This window comes from Microbacterium terrisoli (genome assembly GCF_030866805.1).
GTDB classification, from domain to species: Bacteria; Actinomycetota; Actinomycetes; order Actinomycetales; family Microbacteriaceae; genus Microbacterium; species Microbacterium terrisoli.
In genome coordinates this window covers 3,262,481-3,287,359 of the sequence record NZ_CP133019.1, presented here as the reverse complement: position 1 = coordinate 3,287,359, position 24,879 = coordinate 3,262,481, and the positions used below count along the sequence as shown (strand labels likewise).

Annotated in this window: 21 protein-coding genes and 1 tRNA gene; 16 read left to right on the top strand and 6 right to left on the bottom strand. The window is 66.9% G+C overall.

Annotation, left to right across the window (positions count from 1 at the left end; all coding sequences use genetic code 11):
* Positions 1-52 precede the first annotated feature (52 nt).
* From QU603_RS14885 to QU603_RS14870, 4 genes are all read left to right on the top strand, one after another.
* Positions 53-1,291: a sugar ABC transporter substrate-binding protein gene (locus QU603_RS14885; protein ID WP_308492155.1), complete on the top strand. Its 1,239-nt coding sequence runs from the start codon at positions 53-55 to the stop codon at positions 1,289-1,291.
* A gap of 144 nt (positions 1,292-1,435) precedes the next feature.
* Positions 1,436-2,314 (top strand): carbohydrate ABC transporter permease, encoded by an 879-nt coding sequence (locus QU603_RS14880; RefSeq protein WP_308492154.1) that lies wholly within the window; start codon positions 1,436-1,438, stop codon positions 2,312-2,314.
* Positions 2,311-3,126 carry a carbohydrate ABC transporter permease gene (locus QU603_RS14875; protein WP_308492153.1) on the top strand — a complete coding sequence of 272 codons (816 nt, stop codon included), beginning with the start codon at positions 2,311-2,313 and terminating at the stop codon, positions 3,124-3,126. Before QU603_RS14880 ends, QU603_RS14875 begins: the two co-directional genes overlap by 4 nt.
* Before the next feature lie 3 nt (positions 3,127-3,129).
* Complete coding sequence (locus tag QU603_RS14870) at positions 3,130-4,842, top strand: amylo-alpha-1,6-glucosidase (protein ID WP_308492152.1); 1,713 nt, start codon at positions 3,130-3,132, stop codon at positions 4,840-4,842.
* A 133-nt stretch (positions 4,843-4,975) separates the two neighbouring features.
* Here the strand turns inward: QU603_RS14870 and QU603_RS14865 are convergent.
* Positions 4,976-5,046 (bottom strand) — tRNA-Gly (locus QU603_RS14865).
* A 113-nt stretch (positions 5,047-5,159) separates the two neighbouring features.
* On the opposite strand from QU603_RS14865, the gene QU603_RS14860 reads away from it, so the two are divergent.
* Both QU603_RS14860 and dcd read left to right on the top strand, forming a co-directional pair.
* Complete coding sequence (locus QU603_RS14860; RefSeq protein ID WP_308492151.1) at positions 5,160-6,053, top strand: SDR family NAD(P)-dependent oxidoreductase; 894 nt, start codon at positions 5,160-5,162, stop codon at positions 6,051-6,053.
* 9 nt (positions 6,054-6,062) lie between these two features.
* On the top strand, positions 6,063-6,668 hold the full coding sequence (gene dcd, locus QU603_RS14855) for a dCTP deaminase (protein WP_308492150.1): 606 nt from the start codon (positions 6,063-6,065) through the stop codon (positions 6,666-6,668).
* A 78-nt stretch (positions 6,669-6,746) separates the two neighbouring features.
* Here dcd and QU603_RS14850 read toward each other — a convergent pair whose 3' ends face one another.
* Positions 6,747-7,589 (bottom strand): winged helix DNA-binding protein, encoded by an 843-nt coding sequence (locus QU603_RS14850; RefSeq protein WP_308492149.1) that lies wholly within the window; start codon positions 7,587-7,589, stop codon positions 6,747-6,749.
* Between the two features lie 106 nt (positions 7,590-7,695).
* On the opposite strand from QU603_RS14850, the gene QU603_RS14845 reads away from it, so the two are divergent.
* Positions 7,696-8,295: a MarR family winged helix-turn-helix transcriptional regulator gene (locus QU603_RS14845; protein WP_308492148.1), complete on the top strand. Its 600-nt coding sequence runs from the start codon at positions 7,696-7,698 to the stop codon at positions 8,293-8,295.
* Between the two features lie 143 nt (positions 8,296-8,438).
* On the opposite strand, the gene QU603_RS14840 is transcribed toward QU603_RS14845, so the two are convergent.
* The 3 genes from QU603_RS14840 to QU603_RS14830 are packed head-to-tail and all read right to left on the bottom strand — an operon-like array spanning position 8,439 to position 13,300.
* Positions 8,439-10,391 (bottom strand): primary-amine oxidase, encoded by a 1,953-nt coding sequence (locus tag QU603_RS14840; RefSeq protein ID WP_441295474.1) that lies wholly within the window; start codon positions 10,389-10,391, stop codon positions 8,439-8,441.
* Between the two features lie 28 nt (positions 10,392-10,419).
* Positions 10,420-11,874, bottom strand: coding sequence for an APC family permease (locus QU603_RS14835; RefSeq protein ID WP_308492146.1), 1,455 nt, complete (start codon positions 11,872-11,874; stop codon positions 10,420-10,422).
* Positions 11,875-11,881: 7 nt separating this feature from the next.
* Entirely contained in the window at positions 11,882-13,300 is a 1,419-nt protein-coding gene (locus tag QU603_RS14830) for an aldehyde dehydrogenase family protein (protein WP_308492145.1), read from the bottom strand.
* Between the two features lie 299 nt (positions 13,301-13,599).
* On the opposite strand from QU603_RS14830, the gene QU603_RS14825 reads away from it, so the two are divergent.
* Positions 13,600-14,574 (top strand): AraC-like ligand-binding domain-containing protein, encoded by a 975-nt coding sequence (locus QU603_RS14825; RefSeq protein ID WP_308492144.1) that lies wholly within the window; start codon positions 13,600-13,602, stop codon positions 14,572-14,574.
* Between the two features lie 111 nt (positions 14,575-14,685).
* Here the strand turns inward: QU603_RS14825 and QU603_RS14820 are convergent, their stop codons facing one another.
* Positions 14,686-16,023, bottom strand: a complete 1,338-nt coding sequence (locus tag QU603_RS14820; protein WP_370655361.1) for an MFS transporter — start codon at positions 16,021-16,023, stop codon at positions 14,686-14,688.
* A 258-nt stretch (positions 16,024-16,281) separates the two neighbouring features.
* Between QU603_RS14820 and dnaK the strand changes: the two genes are divergently transcribed.
* From dnaK to QU603_RS14780, 8 genes are all read left to right on the top strand, one after another.
* Positions 16,282-18,150 (top strand): molecular chaperone DnaK, encoded by a 1,869-nt coding sequence (dnaK, locus tag QU603_RS14815; protein WP_308492142.1) that lies wholly within the window; start codon positions 16,282-16,284, stop codon positions 18,148-18,150.
* 2 nt (positions 18,151-18,152) lie between these two features.
* Complete coding sequence (locus QU603_RS14810; RefSeq protein ID WP_308492141.1) at positions 18,153-18,761, top strand: nucleotide exchange factor GrpE; 609 nt, start codon at positions 18,153-18,155, stop codon at positions 18,759-18,761.
* Between the two features lie 12 nt (positions 18,762-18,773).
* Positions 18,774-19,763, top strand: a complete 990-nt coding sequence (locus tag QU603_RS14805) for a DnaJ C-terminal domain-containing protein (protein WP_308492140.1) — start codon at positions 18,774-18,776, stop codon at positions 19,761-19,763.
* Positions 19,764-19,850: 87 nt separating this feature from the next.
* The gene (locus tag QU603_RS14800) at positions 19,851-20,303 is read left to right on the top strand and encodes a heat shock protein transcriptional repressor HspR (protein WP_308492139.1); all 453 of its coding nucleotides are present in this window, start codon (positions 19,851-19,853) and stop codon (positions 20,301-20,303) included.
* Positions 20,304-20,413: 110 nt separating this feature from the next.
* Positions 20,414-20,884, top strand: a complete 471-nt coding sequence (locus QU603_RS14795; protein WP_308492138.1) for a DUF1348 family protein — start codon at positions 20,414-20,416, stop codon at positions 20,882-20,884.
* Positions 20,885-21,047: 163 nt separating this feature from the next.
* Complete coding sequence (locus QU603_RS14790; protein ID WP_308492137.1) at positions 21,048-22,202, top strand: glycoside hydrolase family 183 protein; 1,155 nt, start codon at positions 21,048-21,050, stop codon at positions 22,200-22,202.
* A 309-nt stretch (positions 22,203-22,511) separates the two neighbouring features.
* Complete coding sequence (locus QU603_RS14785; protein WP_308492136.1) at positions 22,512-23,858, top strand: ABC transporter substrate-binding protein; 1,347 nt, start codon at positions 22,512-22,514, stop codon at positions 23,856-23,858.
* Between the two features lie 64 nt (positions 23,859-23,922).
* Positions 23,923-24,879, top strand: coding sequence for a carbohydrate ABC transporter permease (locus QU603_RS14780; protein ID WP_308492135.1), 957 nt, complete (start codon positions 23,923-23,925; stop codon positions 24,877-24,879).

The window sequence follows — 24,879 nt, the reverse complement described above, 5'->3', positions numbered from 1 at the left end:
ACTGGGACTGAGCGGACCACCCCAACACCATCCACGATTCAAGGAGGAAACTGTGATCGACAGCAAGAAGGCCCGATACCTCGGCGCCGCCGTCGTCGCGGCAGCCGTCATCGGAGGCGCGACCGCGTGCTCCGGCACAAGCCTCGGCACAAGCTCCGGCTCGACCGGCGCCGCGGGCGACACATACACCCTGTGGGACCCGTACCCCGACCGCGCTGCATCGAGCGACTGGGCCAAGGCCATCGACGAGTGCGCGAGCGATCTCGGCATCACGATCAAGCGCACCGCCAGCAACACCGGCGACACGGTCAAGGACCTGGCCACGGCCGCGCCGAACCTGCCCGACATCGCGCTCGTGGACAACCCCAAGGTACCCACCCTCGCCGCAGCGGGCCTGCTCACCACGACGAAGGACAACGGGCTGGATGTCTCCAACATCCAGGCGAACATCCTCACTGCCGGCCAGGTCGACGGAAAGACGTACGGTGTCCCGGTCGGCGCGAACACCCTCGGTCTCTACTACAATCCGACGGTGCTCCAGGCGGCGGGCGTCGACATCTCGACGGTGAAGGATGCCGCGAGCCTGACCGCTGCGCTCAAGAAGGTGGTCGCAGCAGGCAAGAAGGGCATCACCTTCTCGGCCGTGGGTACGGAGGAGGGGACGTTCCAGTTCCTGCCGTGGTTCTGGGGCGCGGGCGCGAACCTCACCAAGCTCGACTCGCCGGAGGCTACTGCGGCTCTCACGACGTGGACGGACTGGGTCAAGCAGGGTCTCGCCCCCAACTCGGTGCTGCAGAACACGCAGGGCACGAGCTGGCAGGAGTTCATGACCGGCTCGTTCGGTTTCGCCGAGAACGGTTCGTGGTTCAAGGCCGATGCCGACAAGGCCGGCTACAAGGTCATCCAGATCCCCGGTGAGAACGGTGAGGCCGCTCCGGCTCCGACCGGCGGCGAGTTCATCACGATCCCGGTGCAGAAGGACGCATCGCGCTACGCCACGTCGATCAAGATCTCCAAGTGCCTGACCGACGGTGACACCGGCGCGAATGCGCTCGGCTATATCGCGCCGACCAAGGCAGGCCAGGACGCGCAGCTGAAGGTTGACCCGACACTGCAGTTCTGGGTCACGGCAGCCGCCTCGGCGAAGCCGCGCACGGCCGACAACCTGGGCGCGAAGTACGGCACGATCTCGACCGCGCTGTACACGGCCGTCCAGAATGCGCTGTCGAACGGCAGCTCGCCCGCCGACGCTCTCGCCACGGCTCAGAAGGCTGCGGCAGCAGCCAAGTAGGTCTCGGCAGACCCCGCCCACACCGCTCCCGAAAGGATCCATCGCATGTCCGCGACGCGAGTCGACTCGAGAGCCCGTGCGGGCGGGGTCTCCCGCACGCAGGACGAGGATGTGTCGCCCAGGCGACCGCATCGAGCAGCACGCGTGCGCAGCCAGCTGGTTGCGTGGGCGTTTATCGCACCGGTAGTCGTCTATTTCCTCGTCTTCTACGCGTACCCGTTGCTGCGCAACCTCGACCTGAGCTTCCGCGACTACAGCCTGGCGTCGTTCATCACCGGGAATGCGCCGTGGGCGTGGTTCGAGAACTACGTACAGGTGGTCCAGAGCGCCACTTTCGCTCCGGCGATCGTCAACACAGCGCTCTTCACATTCGGCTCGATCCTGTTCCAATTCGCTTTCGGGCTCGCGCTCGCGGTCTTCTTCTTCCGCAGGTTCCCGCTCGCCGGCACCCTGCGAGCTCTCTTCCTCGTCCCCTGGCTTCTCCCGCTGCTGGTCTCGGCTTCCGTTTGGTCGTGGATGCTCAACAGCGAATCGGGCGTCGTTAACGCCGCGATCAAGGCCGTCGGAGGAGAGCAGATCAACTGGCTCACCTCTCCCCAGTGGTCGCTGATCTCCGTGCTCATCGCGAACATCTGGATCGGCATCCCGTTCAACCTCGTCATCCTGTACAGCGGTCTCCAGAACATCCCGGTCGACGTCTACGAGGCGGCATCGCTAGACGGCGCGAACGCCTGGCAGACGTTCTGGCGCATCACCTTCCCGCTGCTGCGGCCGGTCTCCGCGATCACGATCCTGCTCGGACTCGTCTACACCCTGAAGGTGTTCGACATCATCTGGATCATGACGCGCGGCGGCCCTGGCGACTCGTCGGCGACGCTCGCGATCTGGTCGTACCGTCTCGGCTTCGGCGGCGGGACGCCCCAGCTGAGCCCCGCGGCGGCGGTTGGCAACATCCTCATCCTCGTGGCCTTCGTCTTCGGTCTCATCTATATTCGCGCGCAGCGGCGGACGGAGCAGTCATGAACCCCCACAAGGCGATCAACATGACGGTCGGGGTCATCCTCACCGCGATCATGCTCTTCCCGCTCTACTGGATGATCAACGTCTCCCTCACCCAGCCGCAGAACCTGCGGAAGGATCCGCCCGATCTTTTCCCGGTGAGCCCCACCTTCACCGGTTATGAGCGGGTGCTGAGCGACCAGGTCCCCTACCTCGGAACGAGCCTGATCATCGGGCTCGGCACGGTCGTGCTGACACTTGCGCTCTCGGCGCCTGCCGCGTATGCGCTCGCGAAGCTGCGCCCCCGCGGGCGCACCGTGATCAACTTCGTACTCCTCATCGCGCAGATGGTCCCGAGCATCATCATGGCGATGGGCTTCTACCTCATCTTCTACAACTGGGGCATCCTCAACACGGTCGCTGGGCTCGTCCTCGCCGATTCGACCCTCGCCGTTCCGTTCGGTGTGCTCATCTTCACCGCCTTCATGGCGGGCATCCCCGACGAGCTCATCTCGGCCGCCAAGATCGACGGGGCCGGCGCATGGCGCACCTTCCAGTCGATCGTGCTGCCCGTCAGCCGCAACTCCGTCGTGACGGTGTCGCTGTTCACCTTCCTCTGGGCGTGGTCCGACTTCATTTTCGCGTCAACGGTCAACCGGGGCGGCGACCTCCAGCCCATCACGATCGGCATCTACCGATACATCGGCAACAACACCCAGGACTGGAACGCGATCATGGCCACGGCGGTCGTGGCATCCATCCCCGCCGCTGTCCTCGTCGTCGTCGCCCAGAAGTACGTGGCGGCAGGTGTCACCGCCGGTGCCGTGAAGGACTGAGCCGTGGACTTCACTTTCGACATCACCGAGATTCCGTTCTCCGCCCGCGGCTCATGGCTAGATCTGTCGCCGGTCGTCGGCCTTCACACGGTGTCCGATGACATCCACCTGGTGACGCACACGGGTGGAATGCATCCGGTCTTCCGGCTCGTGCCGGACGGCGTAGGGGATGTTGCGGCCCCTGCTGTGCGTGTGACGCCGGCCTCTCTCGCATGGGTGATGGACGGCGGGAACGTGGAAGTGACGTTCGCGCACGAGAGCGGCGTCCGCTTTCGCGGGCGCGGACTCGGCCTGCGCTTCGTCGCACCAGATGAGCTCACCCCGTTCACGGGGGGATATCTCTTCGTGGATCCATCGGATGGCGCCATCACCCTAACGAGCTACGAGACCGGCCGGCGCTACCGGTTCACGGTGATCGCCGGGACGCCCACGGTCCTTGGGGAACAGCTGCTGGGCGCGGGGGCGCGGTCTGTGGCGTTCGGGGCAGAGGAAGGCTGGGAGGTTCTCGTCGAAGAGATCGAGACCGGAGCCGTCCATAGGCAAGTGAAGCGCGACTTCGACGCCGAGGTCGAATACCGCCATCGTGAGTTCGACGAATACCACGAGTCGATCCGTGGTCGTGCTCCCGCGACGGTCGCGAGCGCTCGGGCCGCGTACGTGCTGTGGTCTGCGACCGTAGCGCCCGCAGGATTCGTCCAGCGGGAGGCCATCCTGATGTCGAAGCACTGGATGGACAAGGTGTGGAGCTGGGACCACTGCTTCAACGCGATCGCGCTCGCGGAATCCGACCCGCAGGCCGCGCTCGACCAGTTCCTGCTGCCGTTTGACCACCAGGACGCGGTCGGTGCTCTCCCCGATTCCCTCACGCACTCCGAAGTGCTCTACAACTTCGTAAAGCCCCCGATCCACGGATGGGCGTTCGCGCAGCTCCGGAAGCGCTCGAGCCGCGCGTTCACGGACATCGAACTCGCTACGGTCTACGACCGTCTCGCAGCCTGGACTCGATTCTGGCTCGACCACCGGGTCAGTCCGGGGAGCGACCTCCCCTACTACCAGCACGGCAACGACAGCGGCTGGGACAACTCGACGATGTTCGACCACGCGAGAGTAGTCGAGGCGCCTGACCTCGCCGCGTTCCTGCTCCTGCAACTCGACGAACTTCGCCTCCTTGCCGAGCACCTGGGCCGGCCCGCCCTCGAATGGGATGTCGCGGCGCAGAGTCTGGAGCGCGCGCTGTTCGATCGACTGTGGACAGGCGAACACTTCATCGCTCGGTCCGTTGCGACCGGCGAGGCGTCTTCGCATTCGAGTCTGCTCACCGCGATGCCCATCATCCTGGGTGAACGGCTGCCCGTCGATGTTGCGGACGCGCTCGCCGCATCCATCGCGGAGCACCTGACACCGTGGGGTCCCGCGACCGAGCCCCCTGGCTCCGCCGCCTACGAGGACGACGGTTACTGGCGCGGGCCGATCTGGGCGCCCTCCACGTTCCTCATCGAGAACGGGCTGCGGCGAGCTGGCCACGGCGCGCTCGCCGATGACGTCAGTCGAGCCTTCCGTGCCGCGTGCGAGAAGTCGGGTTTCGCGGAGAACTTCGATGCGGTTAGCGGAGCAGGTCTCCGTGACCGGGCGTACACGTGGACGGCCAGCACCTATCTCATCCTCGCCGCAGATGCCGCGGCGCGCGGCTCAGCCACATCCTCAGGAGCAGAGTAACCCCCCATCGCACAGATCGCCGCGTCTGGATGGAATGCAGCGGATCGAGCGAGCTTCGATCGTGCGGCGGACTGCACAGTGTCCCAGCATGGTGCGCTGTGTCGCTACTCGCCGGAATCTCGCGGAATGTCGGAGGGGCTGACGGGAATCGAACCCGCGCTGTCTGCTTGGGAAGCAGAAGTTCTGCCATTGAACTACAGCCCCGTGCACGCGAACGCGCCCGGCTAGCATAACAGGCTCGCTCGACGCGACCGGCCTCGGACGCCGTGCGGCCGGCGCCCGAGCGACACCCACCCCCGCCGCGTCAGAATGGGCGCATGGCTACCGCGGGCGACGCATTCTCGGCACCCGAACTCGACCTCTCCGGCCGCACCGCGCTGATCACCGGTGCCAGCGGCGGCCTGGGCCTGGAGATCGCGCGCGGGATCGCCGCAGCCGGCGCCCGCGTCATCATGCCGGTGCGCAATCGCGGCAAGGGGGAGCGGGCGATCGCGCGCATCGCCGAGACCGTGTCCCACGCGCAGCTCGAATTGCGCGACCTCGACCTCGCCCGACTGGACAGTGTGCGTGCACTCGCGCAGAGCCTTGCCGACGAGCCGGTGCACGCCTTCGTCGCCAACGCCGGGGTCGCGCTCGTCGGCGACCGGCACCGGCACCTCACCGTCGACGGGTACGAGCTGCAATGGCAGACGAACATGCTCGGACACGCGGTGCTGACCCTCTGTCTGCTGCCCGCGCTGAGGGCCGGACACGCCAGAGTGGTCGCGCAGCTGAGCCTGGCGGCCGCGCTCGCGTGGGGCGGTGGCCGGCGGTACCGACCGTTCCGCGAGTACGCGCGATCGAAGGCCGCGCTGGGTCTGTTCGCACTGGAACTCGGACGCCGCGAACCCGCCCTGCGCGTGAGTCTGTGCCATCCCGGCATCTCGGCAGCGACGGCGATCGCCCCGGCGCTGCGCGCCAAGGTGCCCGACGGTCTCTTGCGCGCGGTCGCCCCGCGGCTGGGCGACTCGCCCGCGCAGGCGGCGCAGGTCGCGTTGCACGCGTTGCGGGTGGATGCCGCATCCACCGCGTTCTATGGACCCTCCGGCCCGCTGCAGATAGCCGGGCCGCCGCGCGCGCTGTCGCTGTATCGCTCGCTGACCGATCGTGCGCGGGCGGCCCAGGTGTGGGCGCCGGCCGCGCAGGCGCTCGCCGCAGGGGCGCGCGGGTAGGCTGGCCTCGTGCTGCTCAGCGACCGAGACATCCGCCGTCAGATCGCCGATGCGCGCATCGGCCTCGCTCCGTGGGACCCCGAGATGGTCCAGCCCTCGAGCGTCGATGTGCGCCTGGACCGCTACTTTCGGCTGTTCGACAACCACAAGTATCCGTTCATCGATCCGGCCGCCGACCAGCCCGATCTGACGCACCTCATCGACGTCGCACCCGACGAGCCGTTCGTGCTGCACCCGGGCGAGTTCGCCCTGGGCTCGACGTTCGAACAGGTCAGCCTGCCCGACGACATCGCCGCGCGGCTGGAGGGCAAATCCTCGCTCGGCCGGCTCGGTCTGCTCACGCATTCCACCGCGGGCTTCATCGATCCGGGCTTCACCGGGCACGTCACGCTCGAACTGTCGAACGTCGCCACCCTCCCGATCAAGCTGTGGCCGGGCATGAAGATCGGACAGCTCTGCTTCTTTCAGCTGTCGTCGGCCGCCGAGACGCCGTACGGCGCCGGGGCGAACGGCAGCCGGTATCAGGGCCAGCGCGGGCCCACGGCATCCCGCTCGTTCCAGAACTTCCACGTCGTGGATGTCGGAACCAGCGAGGCAGGCTCACTCGGGCGCTGAGCCTGCGCGGACGCCGGCCGGATGAAGGGGGAGGGGCCGAGCGCACGTGTGTGCGCTCGGCCCCTCCCCCTTGGTGAGTCAGTCGGACTCGGATGCGCCGGCGGGCTGAGCGCCGCTGCCTGAGGCCGCGAAGCCGGCGGCGAACCCGCGCTCGTAGGCGCGCTCTGCTCCGTGCTTTCCGCCCTTTCCGCGCCCGTGGTGGCGGTGCTCGAACTCGGCGCGCATGTACTCGTGGTGGCCGGGCCCGAATCCGCGGTGGCCGGGCCCGAATCCGCGGTCGTGGCCGTACTCGAGGTCATGGTCGTGGTGGCACCCGTCGTGCCCGGCGCCCGCGGCGCGGTGGTCGCCGTGGGCGAACTCGCCGGGGCCATACCCCGGGCCGAACCCGCGGCCGAAGCCCGGGCCGAACCCGCGGCCGAAGCCCGGCCGACCGAGTCCGTGCCGGCCGAACCCGGGGCCCCGGCGGGGCATCGGCTGGGATTCGTCCCAACCGAACTCGCGCGCGATCTTCTCGAGGGCGTCGGTGAGTGCCGTGTATCCCTCGGGTGAGACGGCGGCGGCGACCTTCGAGCGGACCGCGTCGACCTTCTCGGTCAGGCGGCTCTGGGCTGCTCGGCCCTCGTCGGTCAGTGTCCAGGCGCCGTCCTCGTCCTGTGCGATCCATCCGATCTCGGCGAGGCGATTGACGTGCTTGCCGCCCCGCGAGAGTTTGTGAGCCACCCAGGGCGCGTCGACCGTGCCCGAGATCACATTGAGGATCATCCAGTCGCGGCGCGAGACATACTCGCCTTCGAAGGCAGCGGCGAACTCGCGGGTGATGAGGCCGTCGACCAAGCGCAGCCACGCACCCAGCGGGCGGCGATCGGTCGGCGTTGACGCGCCCTCGTCGGGCGCATCGGGGGTGAAGTCATCGGTGTTCATGCGAACTCCTTTCGTGTTCTTCCGAAGAAGTCCATGTCATGTGGCATGTGTATGTAGTGTGACATGGACTGGCAATGTATGTCAAGTCACATGTAAATTGGATGCTGTGACCAGCCACTCCGATTCCGACGACGTCGAGGCCATCGCGGCGGCGCTTGCGCGACTGCGCCCAGGTCGTGGTCCGCGAGCGGGCGGCGACGGTCCGCCGTGGACGCGGGGCGGACCTTTCGGCGCGGGCGGCCATGGGGGACCCTTCGGTGCCGGCGCGCACGGCGCGGCCGGTGACCCGCACGCCATGCACGATCACGGGCATCACGGCGGGCACGGGGGTCCACCGATGCCGCCCTGGGCGGGAGGGCACGGGCGCTTCGCGGGGCCGGCGCGGCTGCGGCTGCTCGCGGCGCTGGCTGCGGCATCCACTCCTTTGTCGGTGAGTGAGCTGGCCGACGGCATCGGCGTCGATCAGCCGCGCGCGTCGCGTCTCGTGCAGCAGTGCGTCGAGCTCGGGCTCGTGCGGCGCGAGGCCGATCCCGACGATGCGCGGCGCACTCGCATCGTGCTGACCGACAAAGGGCAGGCGATCCTGCGTCGGTTCCGCGGCGACCGCCGTGAGTCGATCGAACAGGCCCTCGCGCAGTTCACCGCCGCCGAGCGGAGCGAACTCGCCAGGCTGCTGGCCAAGCTCGCCGACGGCTGGCCGCGCTGACGCTGCCGCCTGTCAGCGAAGGGGGCGCGCTCCACGGCGGGATCGCGCTCGACGATCTCAGGCAGAAATTGGTCCTCCCAGATGTGCGGACCGCTGTTCGTCCAAGGTTCTGCACCGAGGACGGCGACCTTCGGCCTGGCGGGTCACCGGTGGTGCGCGCTGTGATCTGGCGAGCAGTGATCCGACGGGGCGGCGGGCACGTCGAGTGTGGGGTTGCGATCGAAGAACCCGTTGGGCTTCATCGTGAAGCCGCACGTGTCCACGGGCATGATCGGCCAGTCCTCCGGGCGCGGGAAGTGGGCGAGTCCGAAAGTGTGCCAGAGCACGATGTCTTCCCCGTCGATGCCGCGGTCCTGCGCGGCGAACGCAGGGAGCCCGTCGACTCCCGGCTGCTGGTTGACGAAGTCGCCGGCTGCGTAACGTTCTTCCGGCGCGTAGCGAGTCACCCACAGGTCCTTGGTCGCGAAGCGGGCACGACGAGTGATCGAGGCTGTGTCGTCGGCCAGCAGGCGTGGCTCGCCTTGCGGATAGAGCACGTACGAGACGGGCTGCCCGAGGCGGCTTACGACGTTCGGGTTGCTGATCTGCCAGACCCGCCCGACGGCCTTGTCGGCCACGCGCTGGCCGTCGGACTCGCGGCGCAGCCGGGTGGCGCGCCGTGTGAATGCGTTGCCGTACGGATTGTCGGGGCCGACGGGTACCCGCACGGCGTCCAGTTCGTCGACCGCATTCTGGACGCCGTCCACGGTCATGTCCAGGCGCGCGCTGAACAGATGCTGGTGGTACGGTGCGCCCAGCCCCGGACCGACCTGACTCGCCCACCGGTAGCCATCGCCCGGGTACGACGACGTGAACAGCACGCCGGTGGCCTTGGCCTCGAGCTGGATAGTGCCGTCCAGATACAGATACCAGTAGAAGCCGTAGTCGTAGTTGCCGACCGTGATGAAGAACGAGATCACGAGGCGGCGCTGACGGCGGGTCTCACTCGATCCGGTGTACACGTCGGTGTGTTTCCACAGCACGCCTACGTCTTCTTCGTGCAGGCAGATGGCGTTGACGATCTGCTGCGGATTGCCGTGATCGTCGGCGACCCACCCGTCGAAGTAATGGATCTCTCCCAGGCAGTCGCAGCCGAGCACGAGAGAGTTCGTCCACTTGCCCATGAGGTACTCGCCGGCATCGAAGTAGTTCTGCCAGAACCGCACCGGACTCGGGTCGCCGTACGGCACGACCATCTCGGACACGGACGCGCGATACACGATCGGTCGTTGGCGGCCATGGTCGTCGAACGATATCTGGTGCAGCACGAGCCCCTCGCGTGCATCGAAGCCGACGCGGAACCGCCAGTTCTGCCACTGAACGACGTTCCCGTCGACGTGGAACGAGGGGCCTTCGGGCTGGGTGATCTCCAGAGGCTTGAGCGATGTGCGCGCGGGGCCGGTCGCCGCAGGGTCGTCGAAGTTGCCCTCTTCCTCGGGGATCGGCATGACCGCGTCGTCGATGACGTCGATGACTTCGTTGCGGATGAGGTCGATGTAGGCGACGACACCGTCGATGGGGTGCGCCCACGGGTGGTCCGCCTTCCGGTGCTGCAGGAAAGACAGCACGCGCAGCATCCGTCGGCCCTCTTCGCCAGGGATGTCGTAGGTGCCCGCCGACAGTGGGCAGGTGCATACGAGGTCCAGGTCGGTGACACCGCGCCGGGCCATGGCGTCGCGCCATCGCTGGTCGGACTTGACGATCTCGTCCACGCTTTCGAAATCCTCCAGCAGGACCGGTGGCTGGCCGTCCGAGGCATCCAGCGTGCGACGCGACACGATCTGTCTGGTTGTGAGGGATGCCACGACATCTTGAGCGAGCCCGGTCGACCGGTCCAGCAGGAACACCCTCACCTGCCGGTCGGGCGGGTCGGTGGGGTCGTAGTCCAGGACGTCCTGCTTGGCCGGCTCTTCGAGCCCCAGATACGCGAATCGCGTCTCGTCGGTGACGACGCCGGCGTCGTCGAACACGGCGCGGGCGGTTGCGATCTCGGTTTCGGTCAGTCGGTCCAGGGGATGCGGGACGGTGCCTGTGACGGGCGTGGATTGGTCGCTGATGGTCACGATCTCCTTCTTTCTGATCCGGTCAGCCGCTGAAGCTGCCCAGTTGCGCGTAGGTGGCGGGACGGGAAGTGCGCCATCGGGCGGCCAGCCAGACGCCGAGCACGAAGGCGAGGACGAGGATCGCTTCGAAGATGAGAGCCAGAAGCAGCGAGCCCCCGATCAGCGTGGTGAAGTTCCACACCACGAGCACCAGGAGGAATAGCAGGCCGGCCAGGCCCAGCACGGGGGCGATGACCGTGTTCCAGGGCCTGGTGTCCAGACGTGTGCGACGGAAGAACACGATCACCCCTGCGGAGGTCAGAGCCATCAAAGCGATGAGTCCGAGGGTCGCCAGCCCCGACATCCACGAGAACACGGCGCTGACAGGGTCCAGCCCCGCGACGGCGAAGACCACGAGCAGGACCAGTGCCGACGCGGTCTGCGTCAGCGAGCCCAGGTGCGGCGATCCGTGTCGCGCGTGCGAGCGGCCGAACCGTTCCGAGATCACCGACTCGCGGCCCAGCGAGAACAAGTAGCGTGCGACGGCGTTGTGGAATGCGAGCAGCACGGCGAACAGGCTGGTGACCAGCAGGATGTTCATGACCTCCTGCGCCCAGGCTCCTACGTAGGTCTCCGCGGCTGCGAATGCGAGCCCGGCCGTGTTCGCCTGCGCGGCGCCGACGACCTTCGTGGGCCCGTAGGCGAGCACGAGCGCCCACGCGGCGAACGCGTAGAACACACCGATGAGGATCACCGCCACATAGGTCGCCACCGGCACGGTGCGCTTGGAGTCGCGCGCCTCTTCGCCGTAGATCGCGGTGGCCTCGAAGCCCATGAACGACGCGATGGCGAACATGACCGCGATGCCCGGGCTGCCGCTGAAGAATGTGGCAGGAGCGAAGGAGGTCAGTGAGATGCCCTCGGCGCCGCCTTGTGCCAGTACCCCGACGCACATGATGGTGATGATCGCGACCTCGCACAGCATCAGGACGCCCAGCACTCGGACACTCAGGTCGATGTTGCGGTAACCGAGCACGCCGACGATCGCCATCGCGACGAGTGCGCACAGCCACCACGGGATGTCGGCGACACCCCACGAGGCCAGCAGGCCGGACAAGGTCGCCCCGAACAGCCCGTACACGGCGGCTTGGATGGCCGTGTACGACACCAGCGCGACGAATGCCGCTCCCAGCCCCGCCGGTTTGCTGATTCCGCGGGTGATGTACGAGTAGAAGGCCCCCGCATTTGTGACGTGCCGGCTCATCAGGCTGTACCCGACGGAGAACAGAAGCAGGATCACCGCCACGAGAAGATAGGCGGCCGGAAGGCCGGCGCCGTTGCCGATCGCCAGCGCGACCGGCATTGCGCCACCGACGACGGTCAGCGGCGACGACGCGGCCACGACCATGAAGACGATGCCGGCCACGCCCAGCGTGCCGTGCAGCCGCTCCTGTGCCACGGGGCGCTGAGCGGAATGTGCCGGATTCAGTGCGCTCATGATCGGCTCACGCGAACGATCCTGCGGGGCCTTTGACAGACACCGCTTGTGCGCATTCCAGCAGACCCTCGCGTCCGAATTCCACGCCGTAGCCCGACCCCTTCGCGCCTCCGAACGGCACCCGGGGATCGATCGCCCCGTGCTCGTTGACCCACACGGTCCCGGCGTTCAGTTGCATGGCCACCTCGCGTGCCCGCTGAGGGGACGGCGACCAGACGGATGCGCCCAGCCCCACCTCCAGCCCGTTGGCCCAGGCGATGGCTTGCTGGAGGTTCGTGTAGCGGATGATCGGCAGAGCGGGCCCGAACTGCTCCTGTGCGACCAGAGGATTGTCGTTGTCGATGTCGGCCACCAGCGTGGTCGGATAGAAGTTGCCGACCGCCTGCGGATCGGGGTCGCCTCCGAGCAGCACGCGCGCGCCCGAATCTTTCGCCTGCTCGACCAACGATGCGACGATGTCGTACTGCTTGCGGTTCTGCACCGGGCCGAGCAGGTTCTCTTCCGACAGCCCGACGCCCATGGGGGTCGCCGCTGCCACCTTCGTCAGTTCTTCGCACACGGCGTCGTAGAGGCTGTCGGGCACATACAGCCTCTTCAACGCCGCGCAGGTCTGGCCGGTGTTGATGAAGGCGCCCCAGAACAGGTCCTGGGCGATCGCGGCGGGGTCTGCGTCGTCGAGCACGATGCCGGCGTCGTTGCCGCCCAGCTCCATCGTCACCCGCTTGACCGTGTCGGCCGAGGAGCGGATGATCGCCTTCCCGGTCGGGATCGACCCCGTGAACATGATCTTGTCGATTCCCGGATGCGCCGCCATCGCCTCGCCGACGTCCCGTCCGCCGGGCACGGCGATCAGCACGTCTGGAGGCAGCACCGTGTTCAGCACCGAGACCAGCGCCAGGACTGACAGCGGAGTGAACTCGCTCGGCTTGACCACAACGGTGTTGCCCATCCGCAGGTTCGGTGCGATCTGCCAGATCGAGATCATCATCGGCCAGTTCCACGGACCGATCGCGCCGACCACTCCCAGCGGGCGGTAGTGGATCTCTGCGCGGATCTGTCCGTCGTCCACGAGAACCTGGGGTGATACGTCCGGTGCCGTCGATGCCCGCAGCCATGCTTCGCAGGCGCCGACCTCGAATCGCGCGTTCGGGCCGTTCAGCGGCTTCCCCTGCTCCCGCGACAGCAGCACCGCGAGTTCTTCGGCGTGCTCCTGCAGCGCGTCGGCCGCGGCGTTGAGCAGGTCCACACGCCGTGCGTCGCCGAGCTGCGCCCACGAGGGCTGCGCCGCGCGCGCAGCGGCGATCGCGGCATCCAGGTCGGCCGTGGTCGCGATCGGAACGCGGCCCACCTCGTCTCCGGTGGCTGGATCGGTTATGACACGCCCGGCACCCGCCGGGGCCTGGATCTCGTCCAGAACAGTGCTCATCTCGGGTTCTCCTTTGTTGTGTCCGCCAGCTGCCGGCCGGCGATGCCGGGCTGTCGCGAGCGGCCGCGCCGGCAGGGCCGGAACACGAAGGAGGCGGGAGACTCCGTCGTGTCCTGTGTGGGCACCACTGTGGCCCGTGCGCCCGCGTCGCGCATCGGCACAGGACGCACACCGATGTGCACCACGCGCACGGGCGGTGCGCGTGACCGCCGATTGTGGTGGACTGATCTCTGCGGGCGGCGCCAGGTCGGACACTGACGCTGGTTGCAGGTGGATGTCGTGAGCAAGGAGGCTCAGCGATGGGCGTGGCCGGGCGCGAGGTGCAGGTATTCGACGCGAGCGCCGTCGAACCCGCCGACCGGTTCGATGCGTGGCGCGAGGCGGTGGATGCGGCATTCGTCCCGTTGCGCGCCTCGGCGCACTCGGTCAGCGGGTACCAGGGCGCACTGCTCGCGCAGGACCTGGGCGAGACGGTCACCGCCACCCAGGTCGGCGGATCTCCGGTCACGGTGTGGCGGGATCGCGCCACGATCGCCCTGTCTGATCCCGGCATCTACAAGCTCGGTCTGCAACTGCACGGCTATTGCGTGCTGTCGCAGGATGGGAGAGAGGCGGCGCTCACCCCTGGTGATCTCGCGATCTACGACACGACGCGGCCCTATGTTCTGGACTTCGCTGAGTCTTACCAGATGTTCGTTCTGCTGATCCCCCACGACCGACTTGGGCTCACGGTCCGTCAGGTGAGCCATCTGACCGCTGAACGCATTTCTGGTCGGAAGGGGTTGGGCGCCCTGACTTCGGGCCTGCTCACGCAGCTCGGTGCGCAGATGCGTGAAGGTGGCGCGGATGCCGCTCCACGCGCCGTCGACGCCATTGTCGAGCTCGTTCACGCGACCCTCAGCGAGCGACTGGGAGCCTCGGACACGCTCGCCGGCGCGTCCACGATCATGTCGGCGACCACTGCGTGGATCGATCAACATCTGCGGGATCCCGACCTCACTGTGGAAGAGGTCGCACTGGCGCAACACGTCTCCGTGCGCTACTTGCAGAAGCTCTTCGCCGACCACGAGACCACGCCGAGTGCGTGGATCCGCCACCGGCGTCTGCAACGCTGCCAGACCGACCTGCTCGATCCCGCGCTGTCGACGCATCCCGCCGCAGCCATCGGTGCACGCTGGGGGTTCACCGACGCTTCCGCGTTCACTCGCACGTTCAAGGCGAACACGGGCGCGACCCCCGGACAATACCGGGTCGCCGGTGCGAGCCGCAGTTGACGCGTGCGCAGGTGCGTCAGGCCGGCGCAGGGCCACCGGCTGCATGCACGTCCGAAAGGTGAACGCGCGGTTGCCGCCGCGCTTACGCGCTTGCCGCGCGCTTGCTGCGCACTACGCGCGCACGTGCTTGGGCAGGCGGACGAACAGCAGCATGATCAGGCCGGCCAGCAGCACCAGGAGGATGCCGAGGATGCCCCAGTACGTCGCTCCGAACCACGCGATGAACAGGGCCCACAGCCCGGGGGCGAGGAAGCTGGCGACCCGGCCGGTCGTGGCGTACAGGCCGAAGATCTCGCCCTGCATCTCCTCGGGCGAGACGCGGGCCAGCAATGAGCGTGACGCCGCTTGAGCGGGGCCGACGCACGCCGACAGGATCAGTCCGCCGATCCAGAACGGCAGCTTGCCGGCGTCGTGCAGGAAGAAGACCGCCAGCACCATGACCACGAGGATGCTCAAGGCCGTGACGATCACCGCCCTTGCCCCGTACCGATCGTCCAGACGTCCGGCGAAGATCGTCGCGATGCCGGCCACGACGTTCGCGGCGATGCCGAAGATCATGACCTCGGTGGTGCTGAAGCCGTAGACGACCGCGGCCAGCACACCGCCGAAGGCGAACACTCCGGCCAGTCCGTCGCGGTACACGGCACTGGCCAGCAGGAACCAGAAGGTCGGCCGGTGCGTGCGGAACAGCGCCACGATGTCTTTGACCAGCTCGGCGTAGCTCGCGAAGAACCCCACCCGCTTCATGCCCAGCGCCGGCGGCGGCTCCGGGACGTTCAGGAACAGGGGGATGGAGAACACGACCGTCCAGACCGCGCAGCCGGCCGCGATCAGGCGGTAGGCCAGGCCGTCCGAGGTGTCCATGCCGAACCAGTTCGCGAACGTGAGCACGACGACGATGCTCAGCGCGATGATGCCGCCGATGTAGCCCATGCCCCAGCCGAGGCCGCTGACCTTGCCGATGGTGCGGGGCGTGGAGACACTGACCAGCAGTGCGTTGTAGTTCACGCCGGCGATCTCGGAGACCACCGAACCGAGGGCCACCGTGATGGCGCCGAACCAGAAGTAGGCGGGGTCGGCGTGCACGAAGAACAGCGCGAACTGCACCAGTGCGAGAGCGGCGGTGGCCACCAGCAGCCATCGCTTCTTGCGTCCTGCCCGGTCGGCGTTCTGCCCCAGCACGGGCGCCAGCAGCAGGATCGCAATGCCCGCCCAGAACGCGACGAATCCGTACCCGCTGGTCAGTTCGGCCAGGGCGTGCTCTTTGACCGGGTCGCCGGCCGGCAGAGCGGCGATGTCCGTCGGCAGGAAGCGGTCCGAGACCAGGTACAGCGATACGAAGACGAACGTCAGGATGACGGAGTTGAACGGCTGCGTCGCCCAGTCCCACATCGCCCACGACCACACGCGTCGTAGGGCCACCCGCCGCTGGGTGGGCGTGGTGCTCATTGCAGCGGTGGAGAAGCGCGGGTCAGGGGCGTCGGTGCCGGTCACGCTCTTACCGTAGGCGAGCAGAGGGGTGGATGTCACAGGGGCAAAAGTTGAGTGAGTGCGTATCAACTTTATTGACACGCAGAAGCGATCGTCGTACACTTGAGTCATCACGGCTCAAGATCCGGATTTCTCCCGGTTCTCGGGCCGTTCAGGACTTCACAGACAGACCGGGCCGCGGCATCCACCGCGACCCCCGGACAGAAAGAGAAACACATGGCACGTGCAGTGGGTATCGACCTCGGGACGACCAACTCGGTCGTCTCCGTCCTTGAGGGCGGCGAGCCGAAGGTCATCGCGAACGCCGAAGGCTTCCGCACCACTCCGTCGGTCGTCGCGTTCACCAAGGACGGCGAGGTGCTGGTCGGCGAGACCGCCAAGCGCCAGGCCGTCACGAACGTCGACCGCACCATCACCTCCGTCAAGCGTCACATGGGCACCGACTGGAAGACCCAGGACATCGACGGCAAGCAGTACACGCCGCAGGAGATCTCGGCGCGCATCCTGCAGAAGCTCAAGCGCGACGCCGAGCAGTACCTCGGCGACACGGTGACGGATGCCGTCATCACGGTGCCCGCGTACTTCAACGACTCCGAGCGCCAGGCCACGAAGGAGGCCGGCGAGATCGCGGGTCTGAACGTGCTGCGCATCATCAACGAGCCGACCGCTGCCGCGCTCGCCTACGGCCTGGACAAGGGCAAGGAAGACGAGCTCATCCTGGTGTTCGACCTGGGTGGCGGCACGTTCGACGTGTCCCTGCTCGAAGTGGGCAAGGATGACGACTTCTCGACCATCCAGGTGCGCTCCACCGCCGGTGACAACCGCCTCGGCGGCGACGACTGGGACCAGCGCGTCGTGGACTGGCTGATCAAGCAGTTCAAAGACACCACCGGTGTGGACGTCTCGGGTGACAAGATCGCACTGCAGCGCCTGAAGGAGGCTGCGGAGCAGGCGAAGAAGGAACTGTCCAGCTCGACGTCGACCTCGATCTCGCTGCCGTACCTGTCGCTGACCGAGTCCGGGCCCGCGAACCTGCAGGAGAGCCTGACGCGCGCCAAGTTCGAGGACCTGACCAAGGACCTGCTCGACCGCACCCGCAAGCCGTTCGCGGACGTCATCCGCGAGGCGAACATCAAGGTCGGCGACATCGACCACGTCGTGCTCGTGGGTGGTTCGACCCGCATGCCCGCCGTGAGCGAGCTCGTCAAGAGCGAGACCGGCAAGGAGCCCAACAAGGGCGTGAACCCGGACGAGGTCGTCGCCGTCGGCGCCGCCCTGCAGGCCGGTGTCCTCAAGGGCGAGCGCAAGGATGTGCTGCTGATCGATGTGACTCCGCTGAGCCTCGGCATCGAGACCAAGGGTGGCATCATGACCAAGCTCATCGAGCGCAACACGGCCATCCCGACCAAGCGCAGCGAGACCTTCACGACCGCCGACGACAACCAGCCGTCGGTGGCGATCCAGGTGTTCCAGGGTGAGCGCGAGTTCACCCGGGACAACAAGCCGCTGGGCACGTTCGAGCTGACCGGCATCGCGCCGGCTCCGCGCGGCATCCCGCAGGTGGAGGTCACCTTCGACATCGACGCCAACGGCATCGTCCACGTGTCCGCCAAAGACAAGGGCACCGGCAAGGAGCAGTCGATGACCATCACCGGCGGCTCGTCGCTGCCCAAGGAGGACATCGAGCGCATGGTGCGCGAGGCCGAGGAGCACGCAGCCGAAGACAAGCAGCGTCGTGAGTCCGCCGAGACCCGCAACCAGGCCGAGACCCTGTCGTACTCGATCGAGAAGCTGATCAAGGACAACGACGACAAGCTGCCCGCCGACGTCAAGGAGAGCGTGCAGGCCGATGTCGACGCACTCAAGACCGCGCTGGCCGGCGATGACGACGACGCGGTCAAGACCGCGTACGACACGCTGAACCAGTCGCAGCAGAAGCTGGGCGAGGCGATCTACCAGGCCGCGCAGTCCGAGGGAGCCCAGGGCGACCCGAACGCGACCGACCCGGGCGACGGCTCCGCGCCGAACCCCGAAGAGGACGTGGTGGACGCTGAGGTCGTCGACGACGAGGACGAGAAGAAGTAACCATGACCGGCAAGGACTTCGACGATGACGAGGTCCGTCCGGGCGAGGGGCCGGAGGAGCAGTCCTCCGGCCCCGACGCGCAGGACGGGACCCGTGACGGTGAGAACGAGAACGCAGACGAACTGACCGTCGATGACATTCTGGGCACGGCCCAGAACCCGGATGCCGCAGCCGAGGACGCGAAGCTCGCCGACCTCGAGTCGACGCTGCTGAACGACCTCAAACGGCTGCAGGCGGAGTACGCGAACTACCGCCGGCGCACCGAGGAGCAGCGCGGGGTCGAGATCGATCGCGCCAGGGGCGAGGTGGCCAAGGGCATGCTCCCTGTGCTCGACGACCTCGATCGGGCAGCCAAGCACGGCGACCTCGAAGAGGGCAGCGCCTTCTCGGTGATCGCCGAGAAGATCCGCGGCGTCGTGGATCGACTCGGCGTGGTCTCCTACGGCGAGGCCGGGGATGCGTTCGATCCGCAGCACCACGAGGCGGTCTTCCAGCAGCCGACGCCCGGCGTGACAGAGCCCACGGTGCTCGAGGTCGTCGAGACGGGCTACCGGCTCGGCGAGGTCGAGCTGCGGCCTGCGAAGGTCGTCGTCGCCGTCCCCGCGGAATAGCCAGGAGGCGCGATGGCCAGTCAGGACTGGTTCGACAAGGACTTCTACAAGACGCTCGGGGTGTCCAAGGACGTCGGCGACGCCGATCTGAAGAAGACGTACCGCAAGCTCGCGCGCAAGTACCACCCGGACTCGAACCCGGGTGATGCCGCGGCCGAGGCGAAGTTCAAGGAGATCAGCGAGGCATACGCCGTGCTGAGCGACAAAGAGCAGCGCGCGGAGTACGACCAGATCCGTGCGATGGGCTCGGGCGCCCGCTTCACGGCGGGCGGCCAGGGCGCTGGTGGCTTCGAAGACGTCTTCAGCGCATTCGGTCAGGGCCGTGGCGGGCGGTACCAGTCCGCCGGCAACTTCGAGGACATCTTCTCGATGTTCGGGCAGCAGCCCGGCGGCTTCGGGTCGGGGCGCTTCGGCGAGTCGACCGGTGGCTACCGCGGCTTCGGCGGCCCGCAGCGCGGGGCGGACGTCACGGCCCGCACGACGCTCGATTTCACGACGGCCGTCAGGGGCGAGACGATCTCGCTGGCCGGCGAAGACGGAAAGTCGTTCAAGGTGAAGATCCCCGCCGGTGTCTCCGACGGCCAGAAGGTGCGCCTGCGCGGCCGCGGACGTCCGTCCCCGGACGGCGGCGAGAACGGCGACATCGTCGTGACGGTGAGCGTGCGGCCGCATCCTGTCTTCACCCGTGACGGGCTGAACCTGCGCCTGACGGTGCCGGTGACCTTCACCGAGGCGACCCTCGGAGCCACGATCGAAGTGCCGACCCTGGGCGGCGACCCGGTGCGGCTGCGCGTGGCCCCCGGCACCCCGTCCGGACGCGTGCTGCGGGTCAAGGGACGCGGAGTGGTCACCAAGAAGGGCACCGGCGACCTGCTTGCCGAGGTCCAGGTGGTCGTGCCCGCGCATCTGGACGACGCGGCCCGCACGGCGCTCGAACAGTTCGCCGCGGTCGAGCCGAAAGAGAATCCGCGGGCAGACATGATGGCCAAGTCCCGCGCGTGATCCGCGATCGTTGAGCGAGCGAAGCGGGTAGAAGCGGGCACGGAGCCCACAGTGAGCAACGAGAAGAGAGGCAGGAGGTGATTCCAGATGGCCCAGCGCAAGCCTGAGCACGAGATCGACGAGGACTCTCCCGTCTTCGCGATCGCGGCGGCCGCCGAGCTGTCCGGAATGCACCCCCAGACGCTGCGCCAGTACGACCGGATCGGTCTGGTCGTGCCGGCGCGCACGCAGGGCGGCTCTCGCCGGTACTCCATCCGGCACATCGAGCAGCTGCGCGAGGTCGCGCGCATGTCGGCGGACGGCATGAGCCTGCCGGCGATCGTGCGCATCCTCGAGCTCGAGAGCCGGGTGCGCGAACTGCACGTGCGCGTTCAGGCCCTCGAGGCGCGGGTGCGCGTCGAGGTCGAGAACCGGCCCGGCGCTCGCGTGTTCGCCGCCGGGGCGACGGGCGCGGTCGTCTCCCTGCGGCACGGGCGGCGTGTGCGCCGCTCGACCGACATCGTCCTGTGGCGTCCGCGTCATCCCGACGACGACGAGTGAGCCGCGGCCTCGCAGACGGGCCTACCCTGGGCGTAGGGCTGTCGCACGCCGACGAGCGGCCGCATCGGCGCGGCCGCGGACGCGCGCAGCCGCCGACGAAGGAGATGACGATGGCAGGCACGCCGATCGTCCCACCGTTCAGTGAAGCCGATGCCGTGGCCAAGGTGCGCGCGGCGGAGGACCTGTGGAACACCCGCGACCCGGAGCGGGTGGCTGCCGCGTACGCTCCCGACAGCCGATGGCGCAATCGCACCACGTGGGTGCGCGGACATGACGAGATCGTTGCATTCCTCACGCAGAAGTGGGATCGCGAGCGCGACTACCGGCTGATCAAAGAGATGTGGTCGTACGGCGGCAATCGCATCGCGGTGCGGTTCGCGTCGGAGTCGCAGGGCAAGGATGGGCTTTGGTATCGCTCTTACGGCAATGAGCAGTGGGAGTTCGACGAGAACGGCCGCTGCCTGTTCCGGCACGCGAGCATCAATGACCTGCAGATCGCCGAAGGCGACCGGCTGTACCGGTGGGATGCTCCGGGCCCGCGGCCCGAAGGGCACGCCGGACTGACCGAGCTCGGTCTGTAGCTGCAGCGCTCGATGGCAGCGCACGCACCGTTCACCTACCGCATCACCAAGGCGGGCGAGGTCTTGATCTCGCGTAGGGGTCGACCGGTGACGAGGATGCGGGGCGCCGCCGCCTGGTGCTGAAATCGATTTCGTGATGTGATGGGCGAGATCAAGGAGGGTCATGCCCCGTGAACATCACCGTCGTCTGCGCGCGCTCGCCGCTGCCGCGGCATCCATCATCGTCGCGAGCTCGCTCGCGGGCTGCACGACCAGCGGTGACGCAATGAGGCTGCACATCGACCCGCACAAGCCGTTCGTGCTCGCTGGTGTCGATGACCTGACACAGATCGCGAAGCTCACCGGCCCCGGCGCGATCAATGACACCGCGAGCGTGGGCGTGGCGGGCACGGACCTCGGGTCCATGACCACCATCGGAGACAAGACGTTCTTCTTGTTCGGCGACACGTTCGGCGATCGCGACCCTGATAGCTACGGCGGTCAGGGCGGGTTCTGGCGGTCGAACGTGTCGGCGTACAGCACCGACGACGATCCGTCCGACGGCATCACCTTCGATGGCTGGGCGCCATCGGACGACATCGGCCTCGCAGTGGCGATGGTCGAAGGCAAGCACGAGCCCGACGATACTGGCGAAGTGACGAAGATCCCGACCTACGGCTTCAGCGTCGACGGCGCCCTCTACATCTTCTACATGTCGGTGCGGCATTGGGGCGATGCCGGGGTGTGGGATGCGAACTACTCGAGCCTGGCGAAGTCTGCCGACGAAGGTCGCACGTGGAGCGAGCTGACGCCGCGGTGGCCCGGGGGCTCGAACTTCATCCAGGTCGCGACCGCGCACGTCGAGGACGGCGGCACGGAGTTCGTCTATTTCTGGGCTATACCGGCCGGCCGATTCGGTGGTGTGCAGCTCATGCGCGTGCCTGCCACGACGCGCGATGTCGAGGACCAGAGCGCGTACACGTACTTCGTGGGGACGTCACCGGGTGGTGCGCCGCGCTGGAGTTCCGACATGGATGCCGCGGCCACGGTCGTCGACGGCACGGTCGGCGAACTCTCCGTGATGTGGTCGACGTATCTTGATCGCTGGGTCATGACATACTCGGACGCCGGGAACGCATACATCCGCGAGGGAATTACGCCGTGGGGACCCTGGGGTGAACCGATCGAGCTGGCTGCGGCATCCGAATATCCGGGGCTGTACGCACCATTCATGAACCCGCGCTACGTCGCTGACGGTGGGCGCACCATCTACTTCGCGATGTCGCTGTGGGGTCCCTACAACGTGTTCTGGTACTCGGTGCACCTCGATAAGGCGTGATGACAGCGGATCTCAGGTGGTCCGTTGTGAAATCGATATATGGCGAGACGCGGCGCCGTTCATAGCCTGCTCGGGCAGAGACAGGCGGAGTCGCGGCATTCTGCAGACCCGACGGTCAGGGGGCGTGAAGCTCGCTGGTGGACTCAGAGCGAGTTTGGCCATTGCTTATGAAATCGATTTCGTCTACTCTGGCCAGCGACGAGATCAACGGTGACTTACGGGAAGCCAGGGTCACCCCTCGCCCCACATCCGGTCGCAGGCCGGGCACAGCGACGGCTCGCAGGCGAGTCGTGTTCCTGAGGAGGACGAATGCACAAGAGTAAGGGCAGGCTGATTGCGGTCGGCGCCGCGGTCATCGTGGCGGGGCTCGCACTCGCGGGATGCTCGGGTGGCGGAAGCAACAGCGCCGACAACGGCGGCGTCACCACCATCACTTTCTGGCATCGCACGTTCACTCCACCCGAGAACGCCTGGTACAAGGACATCGTCAAGAAGTTCAATGACTCCCAGACGAAGATCAAGGTCGTCGACACGGAGGTGCCCGCCGACGCCTGGGATCAGAAGATGAAGGCTGCCCAGGCGGCGGGCAAGGCGCCCGACATCTACACGCACTCTGGGCCGATCCAGGACGCTGTCAACGCGGGTCAGCTGTACGACCTCGGCAAGGTGGTCGACCAGAAGGCGCTCGATGAGATCATGCCGTTCGCCCAGTCGGTCTCCAAGCTCGACGGCAAGTTCTATGCTTATCCGCTGCTGATGGAGGCGCAGACGGTCCTGTTCTGGAATAAGGACATGCTCTCGGCCGCCGGTGTGGACGCGTCGGCGGGCCCCGCGACCTGGGACGACCTGATGGCAGCGTGCGCGAAGATCAAGCCGACCTTGAAGGCAGGACAGTACTGCATCTCGCCTGCCAGCGACGCTGCGACGTTCGCATGGTCCACAGTGGGCCAGCAGTTCAACTTCGCGGGGCACACGGCGCTCACCACCGACTGGACCAAGCCTGACATCGACAATCAGGGTTACCGGGACCTGATGAACGAGTACAAGCAGCTGTGGGACAAGGGCTACATGCCCAAGCAGGCCTTGGCCGCGTACGTCGAAGGCAAGGACTTCGGCCAGCAGAAGGTCGCCTTCAAGGTGTCAGGATCGTGGATGATGTCCGAGATCGGCTCGGACTACAAAGACATGCTGACCAAGACGGGCGTCGGGGCATTCCCGAACGCGCCGCAGGCCGATGGCCGCACGGCCACTACGCTCGGCAACTTCAAGTGGGTCATCGACGCGAAGACCAAGCACGCGAAGGCGGCGGGCCAATTCCTGCAGTGGTCAATCGCCGGCGACCCGGCGAATGTCGTGCCGTTCTTCGTGAACACGCAGTTCACCAAGATTCCGGTGCGCCAGTCGGTTCAGGATGCCGTCGCGAAGGACGAGCACGCTGCTGACGCGCCATGGTCGAACATCGTGATCAAGGACATCGCCCCCACGGCGATCCCCGAGCCCACCTATCCCTGGGATGTCTCGTTGGCCGTGGGCACCGCGATGGAGTCGGTCATGAAGGGTGCAGCTTCGCCGGATGCGGCCATCAAGACCGCGGACGCGGCCATCGCGAAGGTCATCCAGCAGAACGATCTGCCCAGCAAGGCGCCCAAGAACTGAGGCGCGGACTGTTCGGGGGCCGGGCGCTACCGGCCCCCGAAGAGCGCCCGGAAGAGGTGAGAGCATGACCGTTATGCATCCGACGATGACCGACACCGAGATCGTGACGGCGCCGAACGCGCGAGAAGCGCGCCAGCGGCATCGTCGCTATCTGTACCGCGACGGCAAGATCGCCTACTGGCTGTTGCTGCCAGCCGTGGTGCTTCTGGGGATCTTCGTGATCTGGCCCGCGATCTATGCGGCGTTCCTCTCGTTTCAGGACTGGAGCTTCTACAAGGCGCCGGAATTCGTCGGGTGGCGCAACTACATCAACGTTCTGACGGACCCGCTGTTCTGGGCCGCGATCGGACGAGGCTTCGTGTTCGTTGCGATGACGGTACCGCCGATGCTTCTGCTCGCCTTCGCCTTCTCGAGCCTGGTCGTCGCCGTCTCTCGACGATTCGCCAGCATCCTCAAGGTCTCGATCTATCTTCCGACGATCATCTCGACAGTCATCACGTCCATCATCTTCGTGATCATCTACGACTACTCGGGCGGCCTGCTCAACGCGTTCCTCGGGTTGTTCGGCATCGACCCCATCGCATGGCTGGGTGACCCCAAATGGGCACTGCTGGCGATCGCCATTCCGGCGGTCTGGCTTGGGATGGGGCTTACCTCGCTCATCATGGTGGCCGCGATGATCGACATCCCGACCGAGTACTACGAAGCCGCCGCGATGGAAGGCGCCAATTGGTGGCAGCGGACCTTCTTCATCACCATCCCGCAGATGAAGAACATCATCCTCTACCTGCTGGTCACCGGTTTCGTCGCGGCAATCCAGCAGTTGGACCTGCCATTGGTCATGACGCAGGGTGGGCCCCTCGATTCGACCACGCTGCCGAACCTCTTCATCTTCAACCACTTCACCAACGACGTGAACGTCGGCTACTCGATCGCCGCCGCCTTGCTGCTGTTCGTGGTGCTCGGCACCGTCTCGGCGCTCATCTTCAAGTTCGTCAACTCAGAGAGGCTGGTGGACTGA

What these genes read in the sequence shown, in the direction of transcription:
- QU603_RS14875 (WP_308492153.1), top strand. Translation starts at nt 2,311, where the DNA reads ATGAACCCCCACAAGGCGATCAACATGACGGTCGGGGTCATCCTCACC.
- QU603_RS14860 (WP_308492151.1), top strand. Translation starts at nt 5,160, where the DNA reads ATGGCTACCGCGGGCGACGCATTCTCGGCACCCGAACTCGACCTCTCC.
- QU603_RS14850 (WP_308492149.1), bottom strand. Translation starts at nt 7,589, where the DNA reads ATGAACACCGATGACTTCACCCCCGATGCGCCCGACGAGGGCGCGTCA.
- QU603_RS14835 (WP_308492146.1), bottom strand. Translation starts at nt 11,874, where the DNA reads ATGAGCGCACTGAATCCGGCACATTCCGCTCAGCGCCCCGTGGCACAG.
- QU603_RS14830 (WP_308492145.1), bottom strand. Translation starts at nt 13,300, where the DNA reads ATGAGCACTGTTCTGGACGAGATCCAGGCCCCGGCGGGTGCCGGGCGT.
- QU603_RS14825 (WP_308492144.1), top strand. Translation starts at nt 13,600, where the DNA reads ATGGGCGTGGCCGGGCGCGAGGTGCAGGTATTCGACGCGAGCGCCGTC.
- QU603_RS14820 (WP_370655361.1), bottom strand. Translation starts at nt 16,023, where the DNA reads ATGAGCACCACGCCCACCCAGCGGCGGGTGGCCCTACGACGCGTGTGG.
- dnaK (WP_308492142.1), top strand. Translation starts at nt 16,282, where the DNA reads ATGGCACGTGCAGTGGGTATCGACCTCGGGACGACCAACTCGGTCGTC.
- QU603_RS14810 (WP_308492141.1), top strand. Translation starts at nt 18,153, where the DNA reads ATGACCGGCAAGGACTTCGACGATGACGAGGTCCGTCCGGGCGAGGGG.
- QU603_RS14805 (WP_308492140.1), top strand. Translation starts at nt 18,774, where the DNA reads ATGGCCAGTCAGGACTGGTTCGACAAGGACTTCTACAAGACGCTCGGG.
- QU603_RS14800 (WP_308492139.1), top strand. Translation starts at nt 19,851, where the DNA reads ATGGCCCAGCGCAAGCCTGAGCACGAGATCGACGAGGACTCTCCCGTC.
- QU603_RS14795 (WP_308492138.1), top strand. Translation starts at nt 20,414, where the DNA reads ATGGCAGGCACGCCGATCGTCCCACCGTTCAGTGAAGCCGATGCCGTG.
- QU603_RS14790 (WP_308492137.1), top strand. Translation starts at nt 21,048, where the DNA reads ATGCCCCGTGAACATCACCGTCGTCTGCGCGCGCTCGCCGCTGCCGCG.
- QU603_RS14785 (WP_308492136.1), top strand. Translation starts at nt 22,512, where the DNA reads ATGCACAAGAGTAAGGGCAGGCTGATTGCGGTCGGCGCCGCGGTCATC.
- QU603_RS14780 (WP_308492135.1), top strand. Translation starts at nt 23,923, where the DNA reads ATGACCGTTATGCATCCGACGATGACCGACACCGAGATCGTGACGGCG.